This window comes from uncultured Campylobacter sp. (assembly GCF_938002845.1).
In the GTDB taxonomy this organism is placed as follows: Bacteria; Campylobacterota; Campylobacteria; order Campylobacterales; family Campylobacteraceae; genus Campylobacter_B.
Map to the genome: position 1 here is coordinate 18,295 of NZ_CALKZP010000038.1, position 22,105 is coordinate 40,399.

At 47.8% G+C, this 22,105-nt stretch carries 17 protein-coding genes and 1 tRNA gene; 10 read left to right on the forward strand and 8 right to left on the reverse strand.

Going from position 1 to position 22,105, the window contains the following annotated elements; all coding sequences use genetic code 11:
- Positions 1 to 70 precede the first annotated feature (70 nt).
- Positions 71 to 235, forward strand: a complete 165-nt coding sequence (locus Q0224_RS05550; RefSeq protein ID WP_297949761.1) for a hypothetical protein — start codon at positions 71 to 73, stop codon at positions 233 to 235.
- Between the two features lie 684 nt (positions 236 to 919).
- On the opposite strand, the gene dnaE is transcribed toward Q0224_RS05550, so the two are convergent.
- From dnaE to putP, 7 genes are all read right to left on the reverse strand, one after another.
- On the reverse strand, positions 920 to 5,065 hold the full coding sequence (gene dnaE / locus Q0224_RS05555; protein WP_297949763.1) for a DNA polymerase III subunit alpha: 4,146 nt from the start codon (positions 5,063 to 5,065) through the stop codon (positions 920 to 922).
- Positions 5,066 to 5,386: 321 nt separating this feature from the next.
- Complete coding sequence (locus Q0224_RS05560) at positions 5,387 to 6,067, reverse strand: amino acid racemase (RefSeq protein WP_297949765.1); 681 nt, start codon at positions 6,065 to 6,067, stop codon at positions 5,387 to 5,389.
- Positions 6,068 to 6,095: 28 nt separating this feature from the next.
- Positions 6,096 to 7,406 carry a dicarboxylate/amino acid:cation symporter gene (locus tag Q0224_RS05565; protein WP_297949767.1) on the reverse strand — a complete coding sequence of 437 codons (1,311 nt, stop codon included), beginning with the start codon at positions 7,404 to 7,406 and terminating at the stop codon, positions 6,096 to 6,098.
- A 249-nt stretch (positions 7,407 to 7,655) separates the two neighbouring features.
- Positions 7,656 to 7,732, reverse strand: a tRNA-Ile gene (locus tag Q0224_RS05570).
- Positions 7,733 to 8,369: 637 nt separating this feature from the next.
- Positions 8,370 to 9,314, reverse strand: a complete 945-nt coding sequence (locus Q0224_RS05575) for a YccF domain-containing protein (protein ID WP_297949769.1) — start codon at positions 9,312 to 9,314, stop codon at positions 8,370 to 8,372.
- Between the two features lie 1,077 nt (positions 9,315 to 10,391).
- A complete protein-coding gene (locus Q0224_RS05580; RefSeq protein WP_297949771.1) occupies positions 10,392 to 11,705 on the reverse strand; it encodes a DUF2130 domain-containing protein in 1,314 nt (437 codons plus the stop codon).
- Complete coding sequence (gene putP / locus Q0224_RS05585) at positions 11,698 to 13,206, reverse strand: sodium/proline symporter PutP (protein ID WP_297949773.1); 1,509 nt, start codon at positions 13,204 to 13,206, stop codon at positions 11,698 to 11,700. Before putP ends, Q0224_RS05580 begins: the two co-directional genes overlap by 8 nt.
- A gap of 169 nt (positions 13,207 to 13,375) precedes the next feature.
- Between putP and Q0224_RS05590 the strand changes: the two genes are divergently transcribed.
- The 8 genes from Q0224_RS05590 to Q0224_RS05625 all read left to right on the forward strand — a co-directional run bounded on the left by Q0224_RS05590 (position 13,376) and on the right by Q0224_RS05625 (position 19,860).
- The gene (locus tag Q0224_RS05590) at positions 13,376 to 14,038 is read left to right on the forward strand and encodes an amino acid ABC transporter permease (protein WP_297949804.1); all 663 of its coding nucleotides are present in this window, start codon (positions 13,376 to 13,378) and stop codon (positions 14,036 to 14,038) included.
- Positions 14,031 to 14,759: an amino acid ABC transporter ATP-binding protein gene (locus Q0224_RS05595; RefSeq protein WP_297949775.1), complete on the forward strand. Its 729-nt coding sequence runs from the start codon at positions 14,031 to 14,033 to the stop codon at positions 14,757 to 14,759. The genes Q0224_RS05590 and Q0224_RS05595 overlap by 8 nt, the downstream gene beginning before the upstream one ends.
- 11 nt (positions 14,760 to 14,770) lie before the next feature.
- Positions 14,771 to 15,511, forward strand: coding sequence for a basic amino acid ABC transporter substrate-binding protein (locus Q0224_RS05600; protein WP_297949778.1), 741 nt, complete (start codon positions 14,771 to 14,773; stop codon positions 15,509 to 15,511).
- A gap of 59 nt (positions 15,512 to 15,570) precedes the next feature.
- Positions 15,571 to 16,110 carry a hypothetical protein gene (locus tag Q0224_RS05605; RefSeq protein WP_297949779.1) on the forward strand — a complete coding sequence of 180 codons (540 nt, stop codon included), beginning with the start codon at positions 15,571 to 15,573 and terminating at the stop codon, positions 16,108 to 16,110.
- Entirely contained in the window at positions 16,107 to 16,721 is a 615-nt protein-coding gene (thiE, locus tag Q0224_RS05610) for a thiamine phosphate synthase (protein ID WP_297949780.1), read from the forward strand. Before Q0224_RS05605 ends, thiE begins: the two co-directional genes overlap by 4 nt.
- Positions 16,708 to 17,484 (forward strand): undecaprenyl-diphosphate phosphatase, encoded by a 777-nt coding sequence (locus Q0224_RS05615; RefSeq protein WP_297949781.1) that lies wholly within the window; start codon positions 16,708 to 16,710, stop codon positions 17,482 to 17,484. The genes thiE and Q0224_RS05615 overlap by 14 nt, the downstream gene beginning before the upstream one ends.
- A 22-nt stretch (positions 17,485 to 17,506) precedes the next feature.
- The gene (locus Q0224_RS05620; protein WP_297949782.1) at positions 17,507 to 19,330 is read left to right on the forward strand and encodes a phosphoethanolamine transferase; all 1,824 of its coding nucleotides are present in this window, start codon (positions 17,507 to 17,509) and stop codon (positions 19,328 to 19,330) included.
- Between the two features lie 182 nt (positions 19,331 to 19,512).
- On the forward strand, positions 19,513 to 19,860 hold the full coding sequence (locus tag Q0224_RS05625; protein WP_297949783.1) for a hypothetical protein: 348 nt from the start codon (positions 19,513 to 19,515) through the stop codon (positions 19,858 to 19,860).
- Here the strand turns inward: Q0224_RS05625 and Q0224_RS05630 are convergent.
- On the reverse strand, positions 19,817 to 21,133 hold the full coding sequence (locus tag Q0224_RS05630; RefSeq protein WP_297949784.1) for an aminotransferase class V-fold PLP-dependent enzyme: 1,317 nt from the start codon (positions 21,131 to 21,133) through the stop codon (positions 19,817 to 19,819). The two genes, Q0224_RS05625 and Q0224_RS05630, sit on opposite strands and share 44 nt — an antisense overlap.
- Positions 21,134 to 21,258: 125 nt before the next feature.
- Between Q0224_RS05630 and Q0224_RS05635 the strand changes: the two genes are divergently transcribed.
- The gene (locus Q0224_RS05635; RefSeq protein WP_297949785.1) at positions 21,259 to 22,068 is read left to right on the forward strand and encodes a DUF234 domain-containing protein; all 810 of its coding nucleotides are present in this window, start codon (positions 21,259 to 21,261) and stop codon (positions 22,066 to 22,068) included.
- Positions 22,069 to 22,105 lie beyond the last annotated feature (37 nt).

Below are 22,105 nucleotides of genomic sequence, written 5' to 3' on the forward strand. Positions count from 1 at the left end.
AATCAAGATGCTAGCCGACCACATCGCAACTAAGTAAAGCTCCGCAAATCCTGCGTATAAGCCAACTGCCATGGCGACATTTGAAAAGCTGCTTCATAAGGCTTACAAAGCCCGCACAAGCAGCATTATCACCTATATTTTCGGGCAGGATAAATACACTTGGCGCGAGCAATATATACAGCGCAAAAAATTTCAAATACAGCCGTTTAACAATTTTGATAAATTTTGGATTTAAGACAGGTTGCATCCCGGCGCCCGGCTCGAGCCCAGTTCGCGCTAGCTTGATTTTTTTGGGCACCGTTTACTCGCCAGCTTTGTTTCGGATTTTTTCTGCGCATCTTGGGTCTGTTTTTGCGTGCTTTACTAAATTTGCTCGGCGAAATTTTACCGCGATAAAATTTTACGTAATAAAGCTATACCTAAAAATTTCAAATCCGCTAAAGTTTAAAATTTTAAAGCTGCGTGGAGATTCACCAAAGTAAAACTTCGCAAAAATTTAGCTAGAAATTTAAAAGTGTCCGCGCCATTTATTGTACCGAAGGTAGGTTAAGTGCGACAATATAATTCATGCTCTGTCGAGGTATGGCGAGCTGTTATTGCGGTAACTCAAACGGCATGCCACCAAGCCTCACCGACGCAATAAAGCAGAGGCGGTCTGCGTTTTTGTAAATTTTGACAGATAAAATTCCACCGCGATAAACACAATAAATTTAGATATCGAGAGCGATCCGTGCGGTTTTGATTTCTGTGCGTCGCACAGTAAATTTTACATGCGGCAAGCTTTGAGCCAAAAATATTGTCGTCTCTTATCACAACCGCGCCAAAGTTTAGGCTCTCTGCGGCGCCAAAAACCGCTTACGTGCAGCGCGGGCAAGAAATTTTAACCCGCCTAGTGCGCGATGAAAGAGCTTTGCGGCGCCTACGCCGCGATAATTTCGCGCACCTTTTCGCTGAAATTATCGCCCACGATGTATTCGGTCGGATAAACTAGCACCTCGCTGCCGTTGCGGATCCGCAGAATCAGCCGCTTGGTGTTTCTCAGCGCCGTGTCGCAAAAGGCGAGATGGTAAATTTTATAAATTTTCTCACGACTTAGCTCGCCCAAATTTAGCTCAAACTCGAAATCCTGCGCGTTTTTGCGCTGCGCCTCGCGCTCTTTGCGCGCCTTAAGAGCGGGATCCTCCGCAGCAAACCCGCCCCTGCGCTCCGCAAAATTTCCTCTGCCAAAGCTGCCACCTCGTTCGCCACCAAAGTTTCTGCTGGAGCCGAAATTGCCGCCGCTAAAGCCCTCGCGCTCCCTACCACCGAAGCCTCGCATCTTGCTAGGCGCGTAGCCGTCGATGTTTTGCGCGGCATCTAGGGTTAAAATTTCATCCAGATAAATTTGAAATTTCCCGCCGTAAGGGGATGTGTTTTTGCTAAGCCGCACCCAAAACGCCATCGGGCGCTCCAGCTGCGCATCCGTTAGCGCAGTGACCGCATCACAAATATCGCCGAACGCACTCATCTCGAAGCTGCCCGCAAGATCAAGCACCGTAAGATTTGCCATCTGCTTGCCCGATTTAGTCGTGCGGGTATGGACATTTTCAATCTTGCCGACGCATAAAATTTTAACGCCCGCGTCCTCGTCGCCCACCAGTTCGTCAAATTCGTTCGATTTGGTATGTGCAATCGCTCCAAGCTGCGAAGAGTAAGCTTTGAGCGGATTTTCGCTCAAAAATACTCCCGCGCGCGGACGAAAGCTCGCATCTCGAGCGTTTTGCAGGCTCATCATCGAAAGAAACGACAGCTGATACGCCGCGCCGCCGACCGCGCTTTTTGAAATTTTGATCATAAAGGCGTACGGGCGCTCCCGCTCCTGCGAGCTTAAGTTTTCGATCGCCTTTAGCGCGTTATCGAACACCGCGAGCTCGAAGCTGCCGTGCAGATCAAGCACGTTTAAAATCCCCATTTTTTTGCCCGTTTTCGTCATGCGCGTGGACAGATCCTCGATCCGCCCCACACTAAGCACCTCGGCGCTATCGCCCTCGATCTCGCTAAACGCCGAAGATAGCGTATAGTCGATGCCTTCCATCTCCTCTTTGTAATCATCCAGCGGATGTCCCGAAAGATACACACCCACGGTCTGCTGCTCAAATTTTAAAATTTCGCCCTGCGGAAATTCCTTGTCGGTATCGACGAAGCTTACGCTCATGCCGCTCGTCATATCCTCATCCTCGCCAAAAAGCGAGCTCTCGGCGTCCTTTTTAATCTCGGTGATCTTTTTCATTACCTCAAGGATATTTTCCATATTTTGAATCATCGCTAATCGGCTCTTACCCAGACAATCCATCGCGCCTGCGTAGATCAGCGACTCGATGACCTTTTTATTGACGCGAAAATTATCCACGCGCGAAGCAAAATCGTCGATACTTTGAAATTTAGCCTCGCTTTGAAGCTCCAAGATATTCTCGATCGCAGCACCGCCCACACCCTTAATCGCGCCTAGGCCGTAGATGATCGAGGTGCCCGATTTGGAATTTTCGTCGTCCACGACGCTAAAGCCTCTTAAGCTTTGATTGATCGACGGCGGCAAAAGCCCGATACCAAGGCGGCTTGCCTCGTCGATATACTTTGAAATTTTATCGGTATTGCCCTCCTCCGAAGTAAGCAGCGCCGCCATAAATTCCGCCGGATAGTAGGTCTTAAGATAGGCTGTTTGAAAGGTGATCATCGAATATGCCGCGGCGTGGGATTTGTTAAAGCCATAGGAGGCAAATTTCATAATCAGATCAAATAACTCATCCGCCTTAGCTACGTCAAAGCCCAGCTCTTTGGCGCCGTTTAGATACTGCTCGCGCATGTGGGCAAGCTTCTTCTCATCCTTCTTACCCATCGCGCGACGCACGAGATCGGCATCGCCCAAGCTAAAGCCGCCCACCTTCTGCACGATCTGCATGACCTGCTCTTGATAGACGATGATACCGTATGTGGGCTCTAAAATTTCTTTTATCTCGGGGAAGATATAGCTAGCGCTCAGCTCGCCGTGTTTGATCCTGATAAAATCAGGGATTAGATCCATCGGCCCAGGGCGATAGAGCGAGATCATCGCGATGATATCCTCGAAGCGGTCCGGGCGCAGGTTCATCGCCAGATCCTGCATGCCCGCACCCTCGATTTGGAAAATCCCTAGCGTGTTGCCGCTTTGAATCGTCTCGTAGGTCTTGCGGTCATTAAAATCGATCTCCTCCCAGACGATATCGCGACCGTAGCGGCGCTTGACTAGCTTGGCGGCATTATCGATCACATCGAGGTTTTTTAGACCCAGGAAGTCAAATTTTATCAGATCGACGTCCTCAAGATAGTTTTTGGTGTATTGCGTTACTAGGCGCGCATCCTCGCCCTTATCCTGCTTAAATAGCGGCGCTTTGTTCCACAGCGGCTCATTTGAGATCACCACTCCCGCGGCATGCATTCCTGCGTTGCGATTTAGCCCTTCAAGGCCCAGCGCAAACTCCCAAACCTGCTGTGCGATCGGATCTGCGTCGATAAATTCTTTCAGCTTCGGCTCAGCGTCGTAAGCCTGCTTGAGCGTGATGCCAAGCTTGTCGGGGATCAGCTTCGCCATCTTATCGGCTTGCGAAAGCGGCATATCGCAGACGCGAGCTACGTCGCGAATAACGCCGCGCGCAAGCAGCTTACCGAAAGTCGCAACCTGCGCGACGTTGTATTTGCCGTACTGATCGATGACGTAGTCGATCACCTCGCCTCTGCGTGCCTGGCAAAAATCTACGTCGATGTCAGGCATCGAGATACGCGACGGATTTAAAAATCGCTCAAAAAGCAGATTATACGGGATCGGATCGAGGTCGGTAATGCGAAGCGCATACGCGCAGATGCTGCCCGCCGCAGAGCCGCGACCGGGGCCTACGGGGATATCGTGATCCTTCGCCCAGTTGATGAAATCCTGCACGATAACCATATAGCCCGAAAAATGCATGTTTTTGATGATCGCAAGCTCCTTTTCCAGGCGCTCGCGATAAATTTCATGATTGGCAGGATCAATAAATTTAAGGCGCTCTTTAAGCCCCTCGCGGCACAGATGATCGAATAAAAAATCATCGTTTGCAAAGCTATAGCGCTCCGAGGGCTGGGGCAGCGAAAGCCCGAGCCTATCGGCGTATTCGATCGTAAATTTAAAATTCGGCGGCGTCGGCGCGTAGTCCTTCTCGTCGAAGGCAAATTTGAGATTGCACTTTTGCACGATCTCGGCGGTATTTTCGATCACTTCAGGGATGTCCGCGAAAAGCCGCCTCATCTCCTCGTCGCTTTTTACGTAAAATTCCGAAACGACATGTTTTAGGCGGTCGCCGTCGTTGATCGTCTTACCCATCGAGATGCACTGATAGACGTCGTGGGCCTTGGCACGGTCCTTGCGCGAGTAGTGAGCGTCGTTGGTAGCGATGATCTTGACGCCGATTTCGCGCGAGAGGCGGATGAGGTCTTTATCGACATTTAACTGCTCGCCAATGCCGTGGCGCATGATCTCGAGATAAAAATCCTCGCCGAAAATTTCCTTATACTCAAGCGCCGCTTTTTTCGCCGCTTCGTAGCCGCCCGCGCCACGCTTTAAATTTCGCTCGCTTCTATTTAGATGAAATTCCACCTCGCCCGCTAGGCACGCCGAGGAGCAGATGAGCCCCTCGCTGTGCTCTTTTAAAATTTTTTTGTTGATCCTCGGGTAGTAGTAGAAGCCGTCCAAAAACGCGCGCGAGCTAAGATACATCAGATTTTTGTAGCCCGTCTCGTTTTTAGCAAGCAGTATCAAGTGGTAGCGCTGGCGGTCGCTTTTATCGCCGATATCGTCGTGGTTGTGCAGATAGGTCTCGATGCCGATGATCGGCTTAATGCCGTGCTTTTTCATCGTCTGATAAAAGTCTATCGCGCCGAACATATTGCCGTGGTCGGTGATCGCGCACGCCTTGGTACCGCGGCTCTGTAAAAGCTCGGCGAGCTCGCTTACTTTATTCGCGCCGTCTAGCAGCGAATACTCAGTGTGAAGGTGCAGGTGGGTGTAGTCGCTCATTGTTGGTCCTTTTTTGATTTGGAGATTATAGTAAATTCGGGCTTTAGAAACGGTCAAATTTAATGAAATTTTAGCTTAAATTTCAGCACGAAATTTTACGAGCAAATTTTGTTACGGAATTTTACTTCGGAGGTTTTACATTCTGGGTTTTGCGGATTAAATTTTGATAAAATTTTAAGTTTAAAATGCTGTGATGAAATTTTGCTATCGTAAAATTCCACTTATATGGAATTTTGAGCTAACGCAATTCCGCAAAATTCTACGACTTAAATCATCGTAAAATTTTGCGGTTTAAAATTCCGCTTACAAAGCCTTGCGGCTCTATGATCTTGAGAATTCCACGATCGCTTTGGCAAGCTCTCTAGTAGGATCGACGAAAATTTTATCGCTTTTGATTAACGGCAAAAATAGCGGCAGCTCAGTGCAGGCAACGACATAAATATCAGCATCGATTTTGCCTAGCAAATTCTCAAAAGCCCCCACGTATTCGGCAGTCTTGCCCGCCTTAACGCCTTTGTAGATACAATCCATCAAAATCGCTTGATTTTCTTCGCCAAGCTCCACGCTGATTAGCCCCGCTTCTTTGAGCGGATCGTCGTAAATTTTAGCTTTTTTTGTACCGATAGTGGCTAGCACAGCGATTTTATGAGCGTTTGGATAATTTTTACGGATCGCTTTTACGGTGACCTCGGCGATATGAATTAGCGGGATTTCCGCCGCAGCTTCTACATCGTCTGCGAAAAAATGCGCCGTGTTACACGCCATCGCAAACGCCTTGCAGCCTGCATTTTTGAGCCTAACAGCGCTCTCGCTTAGGCGCGGAAGCGGATTTTCACCTTTGCCTAAGATAAATGCCGTGCGATCTTCAATCTGCGGATAGCTATCAATTACAAGCGGAATATTTTCTTGATCGCTGCTCGCCGCAGTCTCTTCTATGATCTTCATATACAGATCCGCACTCGCCAAAGGTCCCATTCCACCGATAATCCCAACTCTTTTCATAGCTCGTCCTTTCTAAATTTTACTTGGGTTAATTCTCCCACTTACTCATATCCATTTCGTTTTCGCTCTTTGCGACGTAGATCGACGCCACAACATCGCCCGTTACGTTCATCGAGGTTCGCCCCATATCCAAAATCGCATCAATGCCTAAAATCATTCCGTAAGCGATCGCTACGTTACCGCTTACCTTGACGCCGATAGACTCGAGCACTAAAAGCAGCATCAGCGCGCCCGCTCCAGGCACTCCGGCAGTTCCGATCGCCGCAAGCATCGAAGTGATGATGATCGTGAGGTAGTGGCTGCTGTTTAGATCGATACCGCAAGCATTAGCGATAAAGAGCGTGCACACGCCCAAATACACGGTCGTGCCGTTCATATTCACCGTAGCACCCACGGGCAAAACAAAGCCGTAGATCGCCTTTGGAATTCCCATATCTTCGGCGGTTTGCATCGTAATCGGAAGCGTGCCGTTGGAGCTGCGGGTAACAAAAGCCGTAAGCATCGGCGGACGCACTTTTTTAAGGAATTTAATCGGGCTAACTCCGATAAGCATACAAATAACGCAATAAACCGCAAATACTTGAATCGTAAGTCCCACGTATAGGGTAATCGTGACATTTAATAGCGAGCTGAAAGCCTCGATACCGCTTTTATTAAACACTACAAACATTAGCGCAAAAACGCCAATTGGTGCGTATTGCATCACCCAGTGCACGACCTTAAACATAATCTCGCTCATTCCGTCGAAAAAATTATAAACCGTATCAGCGGAATTTTTAATACGAGCATCACTACTGTCGCGGCAAAACGCAAGCCCTACGCCAAGAAATAAGCAAAACGCGATAATCGGCAAAATTTCGCCCTTGGCTATGGAATCAAAAGGATTCGTAGGAATTATATTAAGCAAAATTTTACTCATACTAGGCGCGTTCGCTGCCTTTTCGACAGCCTTGGACGCATCGCTTAGATCAAGCCCGCTACCTGGAGAAAATACAAACGCACACGCTAGGCCGATGACGATCGCAAAAAGCGTAGTTATAGCGTAAAATATGATCGCCTTAACGCCTACTTTGCCCAGGTGCGCGGGCGAGATGCTGCTCGTGCCCACGATGAGCGAGCAGATGATGATCGGCACCATAATCATCTTTAAAAGTCTCACGAAAAGATCTCCCAAAGGCGTTAAAATCGCCACCCACGTAGTATCACCCACCGGCATATTTTTAGGTAGTAACATACCAATCGCAGAGCCCAACACTAAAGCGATAATGATGCGCCAAAGCAAGCTTGAGTTAAAATAAAAGGCTAAAATTCCGCCTTTTTTCGTTTGATTTTCTGACATGGACATCTCCCTGCACTAAGAATTTTAACGGAATTCTACCGCAACTTGCCATAAAATAAAATTTAATCGGTCGCCAAATGAAAGTTAAATTTGAAAATTCAATCGCGAGCTTGCCGCATTTTAAAGCTGAAATTATGCGGCAAGCTTTGTCTTTTGAAGTTATGAAGCGGAATTTCAAAGGAAAAACGACGCATGAAATTTATAGAATTTTGCGGATTTTGATGTAGTGAAAAGCAAAAAATTTTGTGGTGGTGGGCTCACTAGGACTTGAACCTAGGACCATCCGGTTATGAGCCGGATGCTCTAACCAACTGAGCTATGAGCCCGCCGCGTGGTAAAAAAGAAATGTGATTTTACAAAAATAATCTTAAAACGGCGTTAAAATCAATCATAAATTTCACGCTTATCGCTAAGCGAGTGTCACGATAAACTCTATGGCGCTCAGCACGGCTTTTGTGCAAAATTTCGCGTCGCTTTGAAAGCGAGCAAACAACAAATCAAAGCAAGCGATTTAAAATTTTAAAATTTAACGGCGCGATCTAAAATACGTCGCAGTGCATAAGCTAATGACAAACGCGGCGCTAGGATTTACAGCGCATTACGGCCTTGCGTAATCTTGCGCCAAATTTAAATTTAAAATCGTGCCGAAGTGAAAATGCCTCATCACATACGGAATGTGAGCGAACCGCGGAAGCTAGCAATGCGCCGTATCGCATACGGCAAATGTCAAAAGATAGCCGTCGGAGCAAGTGCACATGCCGTATTGCGTACAAAAAACACAAGCAAAACTTACAGGCGAGCCGCATAATCGTATCGCGTAGCACGGGCGCCTCGCGCGATACGGCGCCGTTTAGCGTTCGCAAAGATGGCGGATAAAAAGATAAATTTTGATGCAAATTTCATCTTTACGCGTAAATTCTCTTTTAAATCCGCCGCGATAAACTCGCCGTACTCGCGAACCGATCAAAAGCTTTCTACGCTAATAGGCGATCTCGACAATATCTCGGCGCCGTAATGATTTTCAGACGCTCCCTTGCAAATCTTATTTTCGGCATCGGGCCCTTTTTCGATAGTGATCGTTTTCTTTTTGGCATCTAAGCTGATTACGAAGCATTTGTAGATATTCGCGCCCATTAGATACGCCGAATTCACTCCGTTAGATATTAAAGGAACATTCGTCATAGCCGAAAGATCGGATGAGAATTTTCCATATCCCATATTATAGGTCCTTATATCAATCTCAGCAGTCATTAAATTTGTCGTCAACTTAGAAATCTCCGCATCCTCCCTAGTAGCCAATAAGTTCACTCTTGGTAGCACAACCGCTGCTGCGAGCAAAACAAGCACCATGCTACATACCGTAGCTACTATCGTCACTACGGATAGCTTCTGAGGCATTACGTCATATTCGCAGTTTTGTAGCGACTCTGCGGCTGCGCTTTGCTGCACTCCGCTTATCTCGTCCGCTTTAGCCGCAGCCACTCTACGTCTTAGCTCCTCAGCTAAATCGTGGCTGATGCAAACCTTATCTACGGGATTAAAGATAGTGCCTAGCGACTTGGCAAGCACGATAGCGCACGGAATTCCGATGATGGTAATGAACTGACCTATAACCGTAAAAATTCCGCCGATAAAAAGCCAAATACCAAAAACTATGATGTAAATGACCTTTACGATATTTGCGTAAGTCTGATACGTCATATGCACCGCGTCGGTTATCGAGCCTTTATTTTTGCGCACCATATCGTGTGTAAAGGGCAAAAACAGGAATTTGCCGTATTCCATAAGACCTAGCCCCACGGGAGCGGTCACGACTAAAATGGTAAGGATCAAGCCCGACAAATAGGTCAAGATAGCAAGGATCCAACCAGCCATAAAAAACCAAATAATGTTGCCTAAAATACGCATATTTTACCTCTTTATAAATTATGTAAATCAAGCGAGCCGTCTACCTCAGACAGCTCACACAGCCTCTCTCACCTGTTTTGTAGAGTATTTTCGCAACTCGCGCGGAAGGATGCGCCGAAATACTATGGCGCAGCAAAGCGCTAAGAGATGCCAAGGTGCACACTGCGCGCGGCGCAACTGCACCTGCGGCTACGGCGTACAAAACGAGTCTTATGCATGCAAACCACCGTACGCAAAACAACTGCGGAATGATAGGGGGGGGGGGGTAACGATTGGTAACAAGCGCTTTTGCGCGATAAAATTTTGCCACGCAAATGGCTATGGCAAGGGAGTTTGCGAAATTTAAAATTTATTTTGAAAAAGTTGGGAATTTTAAAATTTCGACGCAGAAATTTAAAAAATTTTATAAATTTTCATGAAATTTACGAATTGAAATTTTAAAATTTTCATAGCGCGGTAAAGCGAAATTTTAAAATTCTGCCACGAATTTTGGCGCGGGCTTTAGCAAAAACTTTCGTCACTGATTTTAATACAAATTTGACGCGCAGACTTACTGTGAATTTATGTAAATCCAGCATAATGCTTTGCCTAGGATTTTTGTGTAAAGTCTTTGCGACAAATTTTAGCAAGAAACCTTGCGAGAGCTTTGATGCGAACCTTTTCGAAAACGCTCGTCATAAATTTTTAAACGAATTTTATGCCTTCGAGCATATCTAGTCAATAAATTTTACGCAAATAGCATCCTTATCGCGGCAGTAACTAAGTTTTATCGAAATAAAAATTTAGCAAACGATTTTTACGCCACCGCAAGCGTATTTGCTGAGATGAAATTTCAAAACAAAATTCCGTCGCCACGTAAGCAATGCCGCTATCGGGGTAAAATTTATAGACAAAATTTTTAGCGCCAAAACTGCTACTTGATATCTCACAAAATTTTAGTGTCACTCTATCATAGACAGATACTGAATTATTTTACAAAATTTTAATCTCACGCCGTCTCAAGCCGAGCGTTATGCTACTTATGCAAATTCTAGCTTCGCGCTGCGCAGAGCCAAGCCGATCTGAGCCGATGCTAGCCTAATCCTCCGCTTCGCCCTCCGCCGCGATCGCTTCGAGACTTAAAATTTCATCGACATCCTCCAGCTGCGCTACGCCGCTTCCGGCGATGCTTCTGATACTTGCGTGCATCGCGATCGCGCCGTCTCGCGCACGCGCGATCTGTTTTTCGCGCTGTTTCCAGATGCGCTCCATCGCGTTGCGTTCCTTATTTAGGCTTTCTTGCATGCCGACGAATGCCGATACGATCGTCTTTATCTGGTTGGCAAACTCGGGCGAGGTCAGATAGTCGTAGAGCATCGCCGTTTTGCTATCTTGATTTTGCCCCGATCTTTTGGCAAAAGCAAGCGCCACGACATGTTCGCGCAAGACGGCGCAAAGCCCCTTAAATTCCTCAAACGAACAGATCCAGATGCTAGCATCGCTCGGCGCTTGGTGCAGCCTAGGGCTGTGAGGCGGCATCTGCTCGGTTACGATAACGCCGATCTGCGCGCCCTCGCCTATCATATCGTCTTTGAGTTTGTCGATCCATTTGGGCTCGAAGCTTTTCGTGCGCTTGCTCTCGTATAAAATTTTACCGCAGCCCACAAACTCCCTCGTATGCACTATCTGCACGCAGTCTGCGCCGCGCGCGCCCTTTTTGACCTCGTCTATCTCGTCCAAAGGAAAATTGAGCCGCAGATACTCCTGCAGCGCGAGCTCCTGCACCTCGCCCTGAAGCTGCTGCGAGCCTACTTCCGAGCGGCGCTTGAGCTCGTTTATTTGGCCGATTAGGCTTTGGATCTGCTCATCTTTTTGGCGGAATTTCAGCTCGTTTTCCTGCGAAATTTGCTTCGAAAGCCGCTCGCGCTCCTGATTCACGCGGTTGGTTAGCTCGATCTCGGATTTAGCTTTATTCTCGGCTTCAAGCTCGCTAAATTTACGCTTTTGCGCCTCCATTTCGGCCTTTATTAAATTTAGCTCAGAAATTCTTTGCGATTTTTCTTGCAGCTCCTTTTGTAAAATTTCAAATTTCGCCGCGTTTTCGCTCTCGATCTGAGATTTCGCAAGCGTTAAAATTTTCTCCCGCTCGCTGTTTAGCGCAGAATCGGTCGCCGCTTTTACGCGCTGCTCGAAGGCGTTTTCCTTTGCTTGTAGCTGCGCCAGATGCTTCGCGTACTCCTCGCGCTTAGCGGCGATCTCGGCTTCAAATTTAAGCGTAGCTTCGTTTTGCTGCTGCTGCCATTTTCGCTTCTGCTGCAAAATTTCATCTTCAAATTTAGCCTTGATATCGCGCTGCAGCGCTTCGTCTATATCAATCTGAGAGCCGCAGTGCGGGCACTTTACGTTAGCCATTTTTGCTTCCCAAACTCTGTTCTTTCATCTTTTCAAATTCCTGCGAAATTTGCGCGGCATTGGGCTCGTCCGCCATCTTATCGAGCACGGAGTTGTAGCGATTTACGAGCAGTATCGCAAGCGCCGAAAAGCAAAAGCCCGGCAGCAGCTCGTAAACGAGGGCCGAAAGCCCCGATAAGATCCAGCAAATGACCGTGATGCCGCCTACTAGCATACCCACTAGAGCCGAGAGCGCGCTCATTTTTTTAGAATACAGGCTGAAAAGCAGCACCGCTCCAAAGCTCGCGCCAAATCCCGCCCAAGCGTTTCCGACGACGTTTAGCACCGTATCGTTTGAGCCGAACGCCAAGATCGCGGCGACCGCGGCGATGATCACGACGGCGATACGGCTGCTTAGCGTCTGCGTGCGCTCGCTCACCTCTTTTTTATAAAACGCGAAGATAAAATCCTTCGTAACCGCGCTTGCGCTTACCAGAAGCTGGCTTGAGATAGTACTCATAATCGCCGCCAGCACCGCAGAGATTATGACGCCTAGGATGAATGGGTGAAAGAAAATTTTACCGAGCTCCAGGAAAATTTTTTCGGGATCGTCTATGCTAAGGCCCTTTTGTGAAAAATACACAAAGCCGATCAGACCGCTAAGCATCGCGCCCGCAAGACCTAACACCATCCACGAAATTCCGATGCGGCGCGCGCTATCAAGCTCGCGCGAGCTTCTAATCGCCATAAAGCGTACGATAATATGCGGCTGTCCGAAGTACCCGAGCCCCCAAGCAAGCAGACCCAAAACGCCTAAGAAGCTTTGATTGTAAAATAGATCGAGGTGGCTCGCGCCGTATAGCCGTACCTGCGCCAAAAAGGAGCTGTCCGCAGGGATCTGCAGCGCGCGGTAAGAAAACAGAGGGATCAAAATAAGCACCGCAAACATCAGCGCACCCTGAAATGCGTCGGTGATCGCGACGGCCTTAAATCCGCCGAAAAAGGTATAAAACACGACAATTAAGATCGTAGCGACCGCGCCGTAGGTAAAGCTTAGCCCGAAAAAGCTCTCAAATGTCTTGCCGCCTGCGATGATGCCGCTGCTAACATAGAGCGTAAAAAATATGATGATCAAAAGTCCTGAGATGATGCGAAGCGTCTTGGTGCGGTCTTTAAAGCGGTTTTCTAAAAAATCCGGGATCGTGACGCTGTCGCTTGCTACCTCGGTGTAAATTCTAAGCCTTTTAGCAAGAAATTTATAGTTACACCACGCGCCCACGCAAAGTCCTAGGGCTATCCAGATATTGCAAATCCCCGTCGCAAACATCGCGCCCGGCACTCCCAAAAGCATCCAGCCGCTCATATCGCTAGCGCCCGCGCTAAGTGCCGTTACGAATGGGCCCAGGCGGCGGTTATCGAGCAGATACTCGCTTAAGCTCGCATTTTTGTCATAATAATACCTACCTATAAAAATAAGTGCGCCGAAATATATCGCGATTGCGCAATAGGTCCAAAAGCTCATCGTTGCCTCCTTTTAAAAAAGCTAATTTTACTCTATTTCAAATAAAATTTTACTTTCGGAATTTAGCCAGATTTTAACGAAATTTTAGTATTCTTGCCGTTTAAATTTTAAGAAAAAGGCGCCTTGGTTGAACGAGAAAATTTTAAAGGTCGTATTTGTTTTGACTGTAATCGCCGTGGGGCTTTATTTCACCTATCCCGAACTGAGCGAAGCGCAAAAAATTTCATACGCCAAAAGCTACGGCATTACTCTTATTTTGACCTCCGGCGGCATTATGATCGGTATCGCATTAGGATTTATGCTGGCATTTTTAAAATTTCTAAACAATAAATTTTTAAGCTTCATTATCGACGAATACGTAGATATCATCCGCGGAACTCCAATCGTTATCCAGCTGATGGTGTTCGTGTTTATAATTTTTGCTACGTGGAGCAATAATATCGCAGCTGCGATCTTTGCGCTAGGGCTTAATAGCTCCGCCTACGTCGCAGAGATCGTGCGCAGCGGCATAAACAGCGTCGATCGCGGCCAGATGGAAGCTGCGCGCGCGATGGGGCTAGGCTACGGCACGGCGATGAAAGAGATCGTCTTTCCGCAGGCGATAAAAAACATTTTGCCCGCGCTTGCGAATGAGTTTATTAGCCTATTTAAAGAGACCTCGGTCGTGGGCCTCGTAGCAATTACTGATCTTACGTTTTTTTCAAAAAGCATGCAGGCTGCGCTTTATACCGTCCAGCCGATACTTTTTGCCGCAGTACTTTACTATGCAAGCGTGAAATTTTTCTCGTTTTTAGTAAAAATGCTAGAAAGTAGGTTAAACCGCAATGATTGAAATATCAAATTTAACCAAATCCTACGGCAATTTATCGGTATTAAAAGGAATTTCAAAGACCATAAATAAAGGCGATATCGTAGCGATCATCGGTCCAAGTGGCGGCGGTAAATCGACCTTTTTGCGCTGCTTAAATTTGCTTGAAATTCCAAGCGGCGGCACTATTAAAATAGACGGCGAGGATATTACCGATAAGCGCACTGATATTAATAAAATTCGCCGCAAGGTAAGCATGGTGTTTCAGCATTTCAACCTCTTTGCAAATAAAAACGTGCTGGAAAATTTAACTCTAGCGCCCATAAAAGCGGGCATTTATACTAAAGAACAAGCCTTAGCAAAAGCAGAGGAGCTGCTGCAAAAGGTCGGTCTTAGCAATAAGGCCTATACTTATCCGCACAAGCTTAGCGGCGGACAAAAGCAACGCATCGCAATCGCTAGAAGTTTGGCGGTAAATCCGGACGTGATTTTATTCGACGAGCCCACCTCGGCATTAGATCCAGAGATGATCGGCGAGGTCTTAAGCATAATGAAAGAGGTCGCCAAAGAGGGCATTACGATGCTTGTGGTAACGCATGAGATGGGCTTTGCACGCAATGTCGCAAATAGGATTTTTTTTATGGAGGACGGCAAGATCGCTGTGGATGATACGCCTAAAAACGTATTTGAAAATCCGCAAAATCCGAGATTGAAAGAATTTTTAAATAAAATTTTAAACCACTAAAGGAGAGGGAAATGAAAAAATTTATGAGATTTCTAGTTGCGGGCGCTTTGCTTTGCGGTTCGCTAGTCGCTAAAGACATCACCAAAGATACGCTCATCGTAGGTACAAACGCCGAGTATCCGCCGTTTGAGTTCGTGGATGAAAACTCGAAGGTTACCGGCTTTGATATGGATCTGGTAGCCGAGCTTGCCAAGCGCGCGGGCGTTAAATATGAAATTTTAAATATGAGCTTTGACGGGCTGATCCCTGCGATTAAAAGCGGCAAGATCGATATGATCGCCTCTGGAATGAGCGCGACGCCGGCTCGTAAAAAGGCTATCGATTTCACAGCTCCTTACTATAAAGTCGAGAATTTATATGTCAAGCGCAAGGACGATAACTCGTTAAATTCTAAGGCGGATCTACAGGGTAAGCGTCTTGCCGCTCAGCTAGGCACCATTCAAGAGCTTGCGATCAGAGATATCAAAGGTGCCGAAGTTAGCGCTACGGAGAATGTTTTTGTAGCCGTCATGTCGCTTAAAAACAAAAAGATCGACGCGCTTTGCGTGGATTCGTCCGTAGGCTACGAATATCTTAAGAAAAACGACGATCTAACCGCATTTTTTAAAGAATCCGACGGCAGCGAGGGCTTTTCTATCGCATTTGATAAGGGCAAATATCCCGAGCTTCTGGCTAAATTTAACGCGGCGCTTGAGGAGATGAAAAAGGATGGAAGCTACGAAAAGCTTTTGGAAAAGTATAATTTAAAATAATCCGCAAAATTTAGGCGCAAATTCCTCTCACAGAATTTGCGCCACCTAAGAGGAATCCTATGAAAAAGATATTTCCAGCACTTGCGATTTTGCTCTGCACGCAGAGCTTTGCGGAGCAAAAAGACAGATACGGCATCGCCGCGTTTGCAGGTCTTGGCAATGACGGCAGAAGCTTCGTTTTTACCTTTAGAAAGGCTCAAAAAGATCGTTTCTTTCCCTGCGACCTAAAAAATTTAAACATAATCGCTGCGGGCGCTTCTAGGTGCATAACGGACGCTAAGGAGCTGAAAAAATTCGACAAAGAATATAAAAAAGCTCTCGAGTCTGTGATAAAACCCGGCAAGCGCTACTACGTAAATTTAATCGATCGCGGCAATGACGCCTATGTCTGCGACGCAAGCGATCCTAAAAGCAATCTGCGATTGGACCTAGTAGCGGCGGGATTTGCCGTGCCGACAACCGACGATAGCGAACTTCTTTTAAAAGCCGCCGAGGAAGCCAAAGAGGCTAAACGCGGAATGTATAGCGCAAAATTTTGGGATGTTACCAACTGCATCCTAAACGGCGTGCCGATGCCTAAAAAAGACGAGGATAGATGAGCGAAATTTACGTGCTTAGCGACGATACCTTAACGCCGCCGCAAACTATCTTTTCGCAGATAGATGAAATTTTACGCTGCGGCGTAAAGCTCGTGCAGTATCGCAGCAAGCTCGCCGCGCGGAATGAAGCTTTAATCCGCTCTCTCATCGGTCTTTGCGAGGATTACGGCGCCAAACTCATCATAAACGACGATGCGGCGCTTGCCAAAAAGCTTGGCGCGCACGGCGTGCATATCGGAAAGGACGATGGCGAGACAGCGCAGGTGCGCGAGTTTTTAGGCGCGGATAAGATCGTCGGCGTTAGCTGCTACGCTGATCTTGCTCGCGCACAAAAGGCGGAGGCGCAGGGTGCTAGCTACGTAGCCTTCGGCTCGCTAAGGCGCGGCAAGACAAAGCCCGATGCGCCGCTTTGCCCCGATGAGCTCGTGCAAGAGGCGCGAAAATTTTTAAATCTCCCAATCGCCGTAATCGGCGGTATAAATTTAGAAAATTTAAATGAAATTTTAGCCCTCAAGCCCGATTATATCGCGATGGTAGAGGCGATCTACAGGCCCGCTTCGATCACGCAGAATTTAGCAAATTTAAAGGAAAAAATGGATGAGTATATTTGACGCCGTGATTTTAGGCATCGTCGAGGGGCTGACTGAGTTTCTGCCCGTAAGCTCGACCGGGCATATGATCCTAGCTGCGAAACTGATGGACCTGCAGCAAACCGACACGCTTAAATGCTTCGAAGTCGTTATCCAGCTAGGCTCGATCCTAGCGGTCGTTGCGATATTTTATAAGCGGCTTTTAGTCGATTTTAAGCTCTGGTGTAAGCTCGTCGTGGGCTTTATCCCTACCGCGGCGATCGGCTTTTTGCTCTACAAAAGCATCAAATCGCTATTTGTGCCGCAGACCGTCGCCTACGCGCTGATCGGTTGGGGCATTATTTTTATCGCGGTCGAGCTCTTTCGCAAGGCGCGCCCGAGAGAAGGCGAGCTGGAGCATCTGGATCAAATTTCATACGTTCAGGCCTTCATCATCGGGCTTTCGCAATGTTTTGCGATGGTGCCGGGCACTTCGCGCAGCGGCGCCACCATCATCGCAGGGCTTTTGTGCGGGCTAAGCAGAAACCTAGCCGCGCGCTTTAGCTTCCTACTCGCGATCCCTACGATGTTTGCGGCGACTTTTTACGATACCTATAAAAATTTAGACACCTTCGCGCAAAACTCCGACAATATCACGACCTTTCTCGTAGGCGGCGCGGTGGCGTTTATAGTGGCACTTGCGGCGATCAAGCTATTTCTAAGCTTCGTTTCGAAGTTTGATTTCATCCCGTTTGGAATTTATAGAATTTTAATCGGCGTCGTATTTTTCATCTTCGTTTTTTAAACGCAATCATCAAAGGAATTTCATGAGCCTTGTAAAAAATATCGGCGCATTTTTAAAAGACAGATTCAGCCTTCTATCGGTATTTGATGGTGCGGTGCTAAACACATACGCGCTAGTTTTAGTATTAAATTTAGCCCTAGGGTTGCTTCTTATCGCGCGCGGCGGCGAGCTGCTCTCTGCGCAGGCGCTGTTTTTCGTAGCGTCTGCGATCTGCGGCGTGACGATACTTTTTTTCGCGCTTTACGCGCTTAGTTTTTACAGCGCCAGGCTATATAAAATTCTAGCCTTTATGCTTCTGGCGCTAAACGTGGTCTTTGCGATCGCTCAGATTTTTTTGATCTTTAGCCTGGAGCTTACCTACTCGCACGGCACGCTGGACGCGCTAGTGCAAACGACGCCCAAGGAGGCCTTCGAGTTCGCGCATGCGTTTTTAAATTTCAAGCTTATCGCGGCTTTTTTGGCGCTTTTGATCTTCGTCTTCGCCGCTCTTAGGCTTAGAGTGAGCCAGCGAGCGCGAATGAAGCTATGTCGCGCGATAAAGCTAGCCTTTTTGCTTAGCTTGCTCGTTTTTATCGCGCATGCGGCGTTTAAAAGCTACGTAGCCAAAAGCTCGAAAATGCGCGCCAGCATCATAATCGCGCTAAATAAAATTCCGATTTATAACTTTGCTTTCGTTACGAAGGATTATTTCGGCGCCGATTTTAAAAGCGTGCGCGAGCTGCAAGCCGGATACCAAAGCATTTACGCCTCGCATTCGCATAAAACCGCGCCAAACCGCATCTCAAACGTCGTTTTTATTATCGGAGAGAGCCTGCAGCGAAATTTTATGAGCCTATACGGCTACTATCTGCCTACCACGCCGAATCTGCAAGCGCTTGAGCAAAGCGGAAATCTAATCGCCTTTAGCGATGTCGTATCGCCTGGAGCTAAGACCAACGACGTGTTAAAATACGTGCTAAATTTCGGCAATTACGAGAGCGAAAAACAGCGCCCGTGGAGCGCCAACCTCGACATCGTAAATCTCGCACGGCTGGCAAACTACGAGACCTTTTGGATCAGCAACCAGGAGCGCTACGGGCAGTGGGCGGTCGCAAGCGGCGCGAGTGCGCAGATGACGGATCACTCGGACTTTACGAATCAAATCCCGGTTTATAAATACGCCTACTCGCTCGACGAAGTTATGCTTCCTAGCATAAAAAATTTCAAATCGGGCGCGAAAAGATCGCCCCTTGCGCGCAAGGACGAAAGCTCCGCCGCAGAGGTAAATGGCACGCAGAAAAAGGATAAATTTTTCATCCTTCATCTGATGGGTTCGCACCCGAGCTACGAGTTTCGCTATCCGAAAAGCTTTGCTAAATTTAGCGCCGCGGATATTTCGCGCGAGCCGCTTGATGAGGGGCAGAAAAAAGAGCTCGCGCACTACCTAAACACCGTGGCTTACAACGATTTTATCGTGAGCGAAATTTATAAAATTTTCGCAAGCGACAACACGCTGATAGTTTATTTCAGCGACCACGCTCAGAGCCTTTATCAGTACCGCGGCAAGCTAATCCACGGTGGCATCAACCGCTTCACGCTCGAAATCCCGCTGATTTTCATGGCATCGGATAAGTTCAAAGAGCAAAACGCTGATCTTTGGGCGCGTATCGCCGCAGCCAAAGACAGGCCGTTTTTAAACGACGATCTCATCCACGCGATCGCAGAAATTTTAGAGATGACCGACCTACCGGAGTACGATCCCACTCGCTCGGTGATAAACGCGGATTTCAACGCCTCGCGTCCGCGCATCATCGAGGGGGTCGATTACGATAAGATTTACAGGCTGCAGAAGGAATTCGGCGAGTAAATTAGGTGAAATTTTGCGCCTTTTGGCTGTGCAGAATTTCGCCTCTTAAAATGCGCTCTTATCGCAAGCGCTCGCGCCCTAATTTGGTTTTCGGACGGGCGTGTCTGCGTCAAATCTACGCTATCGCAAAGCTCTGCGGTAGAATTCTTGTGTTGCGAAATTCTGCTTAGCAAAATTCGGCTTTGCGGAATTTCAAATTTTACCGCTCAAATTCCGCGGCGCAAAACTCCTCAGCACAAAATTTACCGCCAGAATTCAGCTCTCAATTTAAAATTTCAAAATTCAGAGCCACGAAATTTTATGCCGAAGAATTTCACGTCCCAATCGGCACGAAGTATCTGCCGCCCGAGCCGCGCATAAAATTCTACGCTTCAAAATTCCAAGCCATAAAATTTTACGCTACGAAATTTCACCGACAAAATTTTATGTCGCAAAACCCCGCGCCGCGAAATTTAAAAGCGGCTCTTGCTATAAAATTCCGCGAGCTTAATTTATGCTGCCGCAGCGGTATTTGCCTGCTACGAAGGTGATTTTATCGCGGATCTGAGCGATCTGTCTTAGCGCCTCCGCCAAGAAATCCACGTCGTTTTCATCGTGGATAAACGAGAAACTAGCCCGCACCCAAGCGGGTTTGCGCGACATTTCGGTATCGGGCTGCAAACCGAGTAGATCAAAGCCGTAAGGTGCTGCGCAATCGCAGCCTGCGCGGGTCTGGATCTCAAATTTCTGCCCGAGTACCCCGGCTAGCGCGTCTGGGCCTAGTCCTTTCATATTAAAAGCAAAGATCGGCACGCGCGGCGCGGTGAGATTGCCGTAAATTTCAATCTCTGGGATTTTTGAAATTTTGCCTATAAAGCGCCTGCAAATAGCCTCTTCGCGCGATTTGATCGCTTCTATCCCCGCGCTTTTGCGAAGCTTTAGAGCGAGGTATGTCCGCACCAGCGCGATGATGCCGGGCGTGCCCGCCTCTTCCAAGCGCTCCTTGTCGATTATAAAGCGCTGCGTTAGGGCATCCGCGTATTTGATCGTGCCGCCTCCCGCGAATGTCGGCTCCTCGCCGCGCAAAAGTTCCTTTCGTACCGCCAAAATCCCGCTAGCGCCCACGCCGCCCAAAAGCTTGTGCGCGCCGAAAAACACTCCGTCGCAAAAGCTGGTATCTACGTTTTCGTGCGCGATGAGCGCGCTAGCGTCCACGAACAGCCGCCCGCCGTGCGCTTTTAGCATCAAGTAAGCGCGCTTGTAGTCTATCTTAAGCCCCGTCACGTTCGATGCTGCGGTAAGCACGCCGTAAATTTCGCGCCCTTTGTTTGCTGATAGAATTTCGCCCAAGCGCGCAAAGTCCATCAGCCCGCTTGGATCTAGCGGCACGCGTACGACCTCGCAAAGCCCCTGCCTTAGGCTAATTTCAACGGAGTGATGCTCAAAAGGCGAGATGATGAAAAGCGGCAGCTGCTTTAAGCTCTCGCGCCGCAAACCGAGCCTATCTCGCGTCGCGGGCGGCAGATAGATGCCTAAAATTTCCCAGAGCTTCTTTATCGCCGCGGTCGCGCCGAATCCGCACGAGATCAGGTAGTAGCGCTCCTCGCAGCCCAGAAGCTCTTTGATTTTCGCCCTTGCATTTTCGTAGTAATCGCTCGTAATCTCGGCGTTTGCTCCGCCTGCGGAGTGGACGTTGGCGTATGTTGCAAGCACGCGCTCGATCTCCTCTTCTATAGGGCGATACGCAAGTCCCGAGGCGGCGCAGTCGAAGTATTTGATCCCCTCTTTTAAGATGATGTTTTCTTTGATCGTTTGAAAATCCAAAGCGCGACTCCAAAATTTTTGCAAATTATATCCAAACTCGCTAAAATTACGCCCGCAAGGAGGGCGAAATTTACGAGTTAAAAGATACTGCGCGAAATTTAGGCGATGCTGGTATCGACGCGATTTTGCAGTTTCATTTCGTATTTGACGAGATAGGCTGTATAAGCGGCTACGCGGACGTTTTCGAAGCGATCGAAAATGAAATTTTGCTCTGCTTTGAACGTCTCGGCGAGCGCTTTAAATTTGGCGGCGAGCACGAAGAGCAGATCAAAAAGGCACTGATGAAATTCGCTAGAAGCGACCGCAAAAAAATAGGAATTTCAAAAATTTTGCCGCGATTTACAGCGCAAAAAATCACCGCAGATCTCATAAACGCGAAGTTTCTAATCACCGAAAAATCAAGCGAGCAAAGGGCGCAAAAAGCCCGTAAAAACGACCGCCTACCGCGCGCGCTACGCCGCTACCATATCACCGACAAGGTCCATTTTAGCAGCAACTTTGCAAGGTTCTGGTTTAGATTTATCGAGCCGAACCTGCCCGCGCTGCGGCGCGGCGAGATAGAGCGCGTGCTAAGCCTAATCAAAGCGGATTTCAACGCCTACGCGGGGCTCGGGTTTGAAATTTTAAGCAAAGAGCTACTCGCGAAGTATTTAAATTTAGAGATTTCGCAAATTTCGAGCTTTTGGAACAAAGAGGTCGAGATCGACATCTACGCGAAATTTGAGAGCTTTTGCGTTGCGGGCGAGTGCAAATACAAGGAGCGAAAAATTTCAAAAAACGTGCTAAACGAGCTAATGCTCAAATGCGAAAAAGCGTGCCTCGCGCCCGATCTGCTCGCGCTGTTTTCCAAAAGCGGCTTTAGCGGCGAACTGCGAAACCTAAAAAGTGATAAAATTTTACTCTTTTCGCTCGAGGATTTTAAAATTTTACTTTGAATACGGACGTAAAATAAATGATTATAAGGGAATTATC

What these genes read in the sequence shown, in the direction of transcription:
- Q0224_RS05550 (WP_297949761.1), top strand. Translation starts at nt 71, where the DNA reads ATGGCGACATTTGAAAAGCTGCTTCATAAGGCTTACAAAGCCCGCACA.
- dnaE (WP_297949763.1), bottom strand. Translation starts at nt 5,065, where the DNA reads ATGAGCGACTACACCCACCTGCACCTTCACACTGAGTATTCGCTGCTA.
- Q0224_RS05560 (WP_297949765.1), bottom strand. Translation starts at nt 6,067, where the DNA reads ATGAAAAGAGTTGGGATTATCGGTGGAATGGGACCTTTGGCGAGTGCG.
- Q0224_RS05565 (WP_297949767.1), bottom strand. Translation starts at nt 7,406, where the DNA reads ATGTCAGAAAATCAAACGAAAAAAGGCGGAATTTTAGCCTTTTATTTT.
- Q0224_RS05575 (WP_297949769.1), bottom strand. Translation starts at nt 9,314, where the DNA reads ATGCGTATTTTAGGCAACATTATTTGGTTTTTTATGGCTGGTTGGATC.
- Q0224_RS05580 (WP_297949771.1), bottom strand. Translation starts at nt 11,705, where the DNA reads ATGGCTAACGTAAAGTGCCCGCACTGCGGCTCTCAGATTGATATAGAC.
- putP (WP_297949773.1), bottom strand. Translation starts at nt 13,206, where the DNA reads ATGAGCTTTTGGACCTATTGCGCAATCGCGATATATTTCGGCGCACTT.
- Q0224_RS05595 (WP_297949775.1), top strand. Translation starts at nt 14,031, where the DNA reads ATGATTGAAATATCAAATTTAACCAAATCCTACGGCAATTTATCGGTA.
- Q0224_RS05600 (WP_297949778.1), top strand. Translation starts at nt 14,771, where the DNA reads ATGAAAAAATTTATGAGATTTCTAGTTGCGGGCGCTTTGCTTTGCGGT.
- Q0224_RS05605 (WP_297949779.1), top strand. Translation starts at nt 15,571, where the DNA reads ATGAAAAAGATATTTCCAGCACTTGCGATTTTGCTCTGCACGCAGAGC.
- thiE (WP_297949780.1), top strand. Translation starts at nt 16,107, where the DNA reads ATGAGCGAAATTTACGTGCTTAGCGACGATACCTTAACGCCGCCGCAA.
- Q0224_RS05615 (WP_297949781.1), top strand. Translation starts at nt 16,708, where the DNA reads ATGAGTATATTTGACGCCGTGATTTTAGGCATCGTCGAGGGGCTGACT.
- Q0224_RS05620 (WP_297949782.1), top strand. Translation starts at nt 17,507, where the DNA reads ATGAGCCTTGTAAAAAATATCGGCGCATTTTTAAAAGACAGATTCAGC.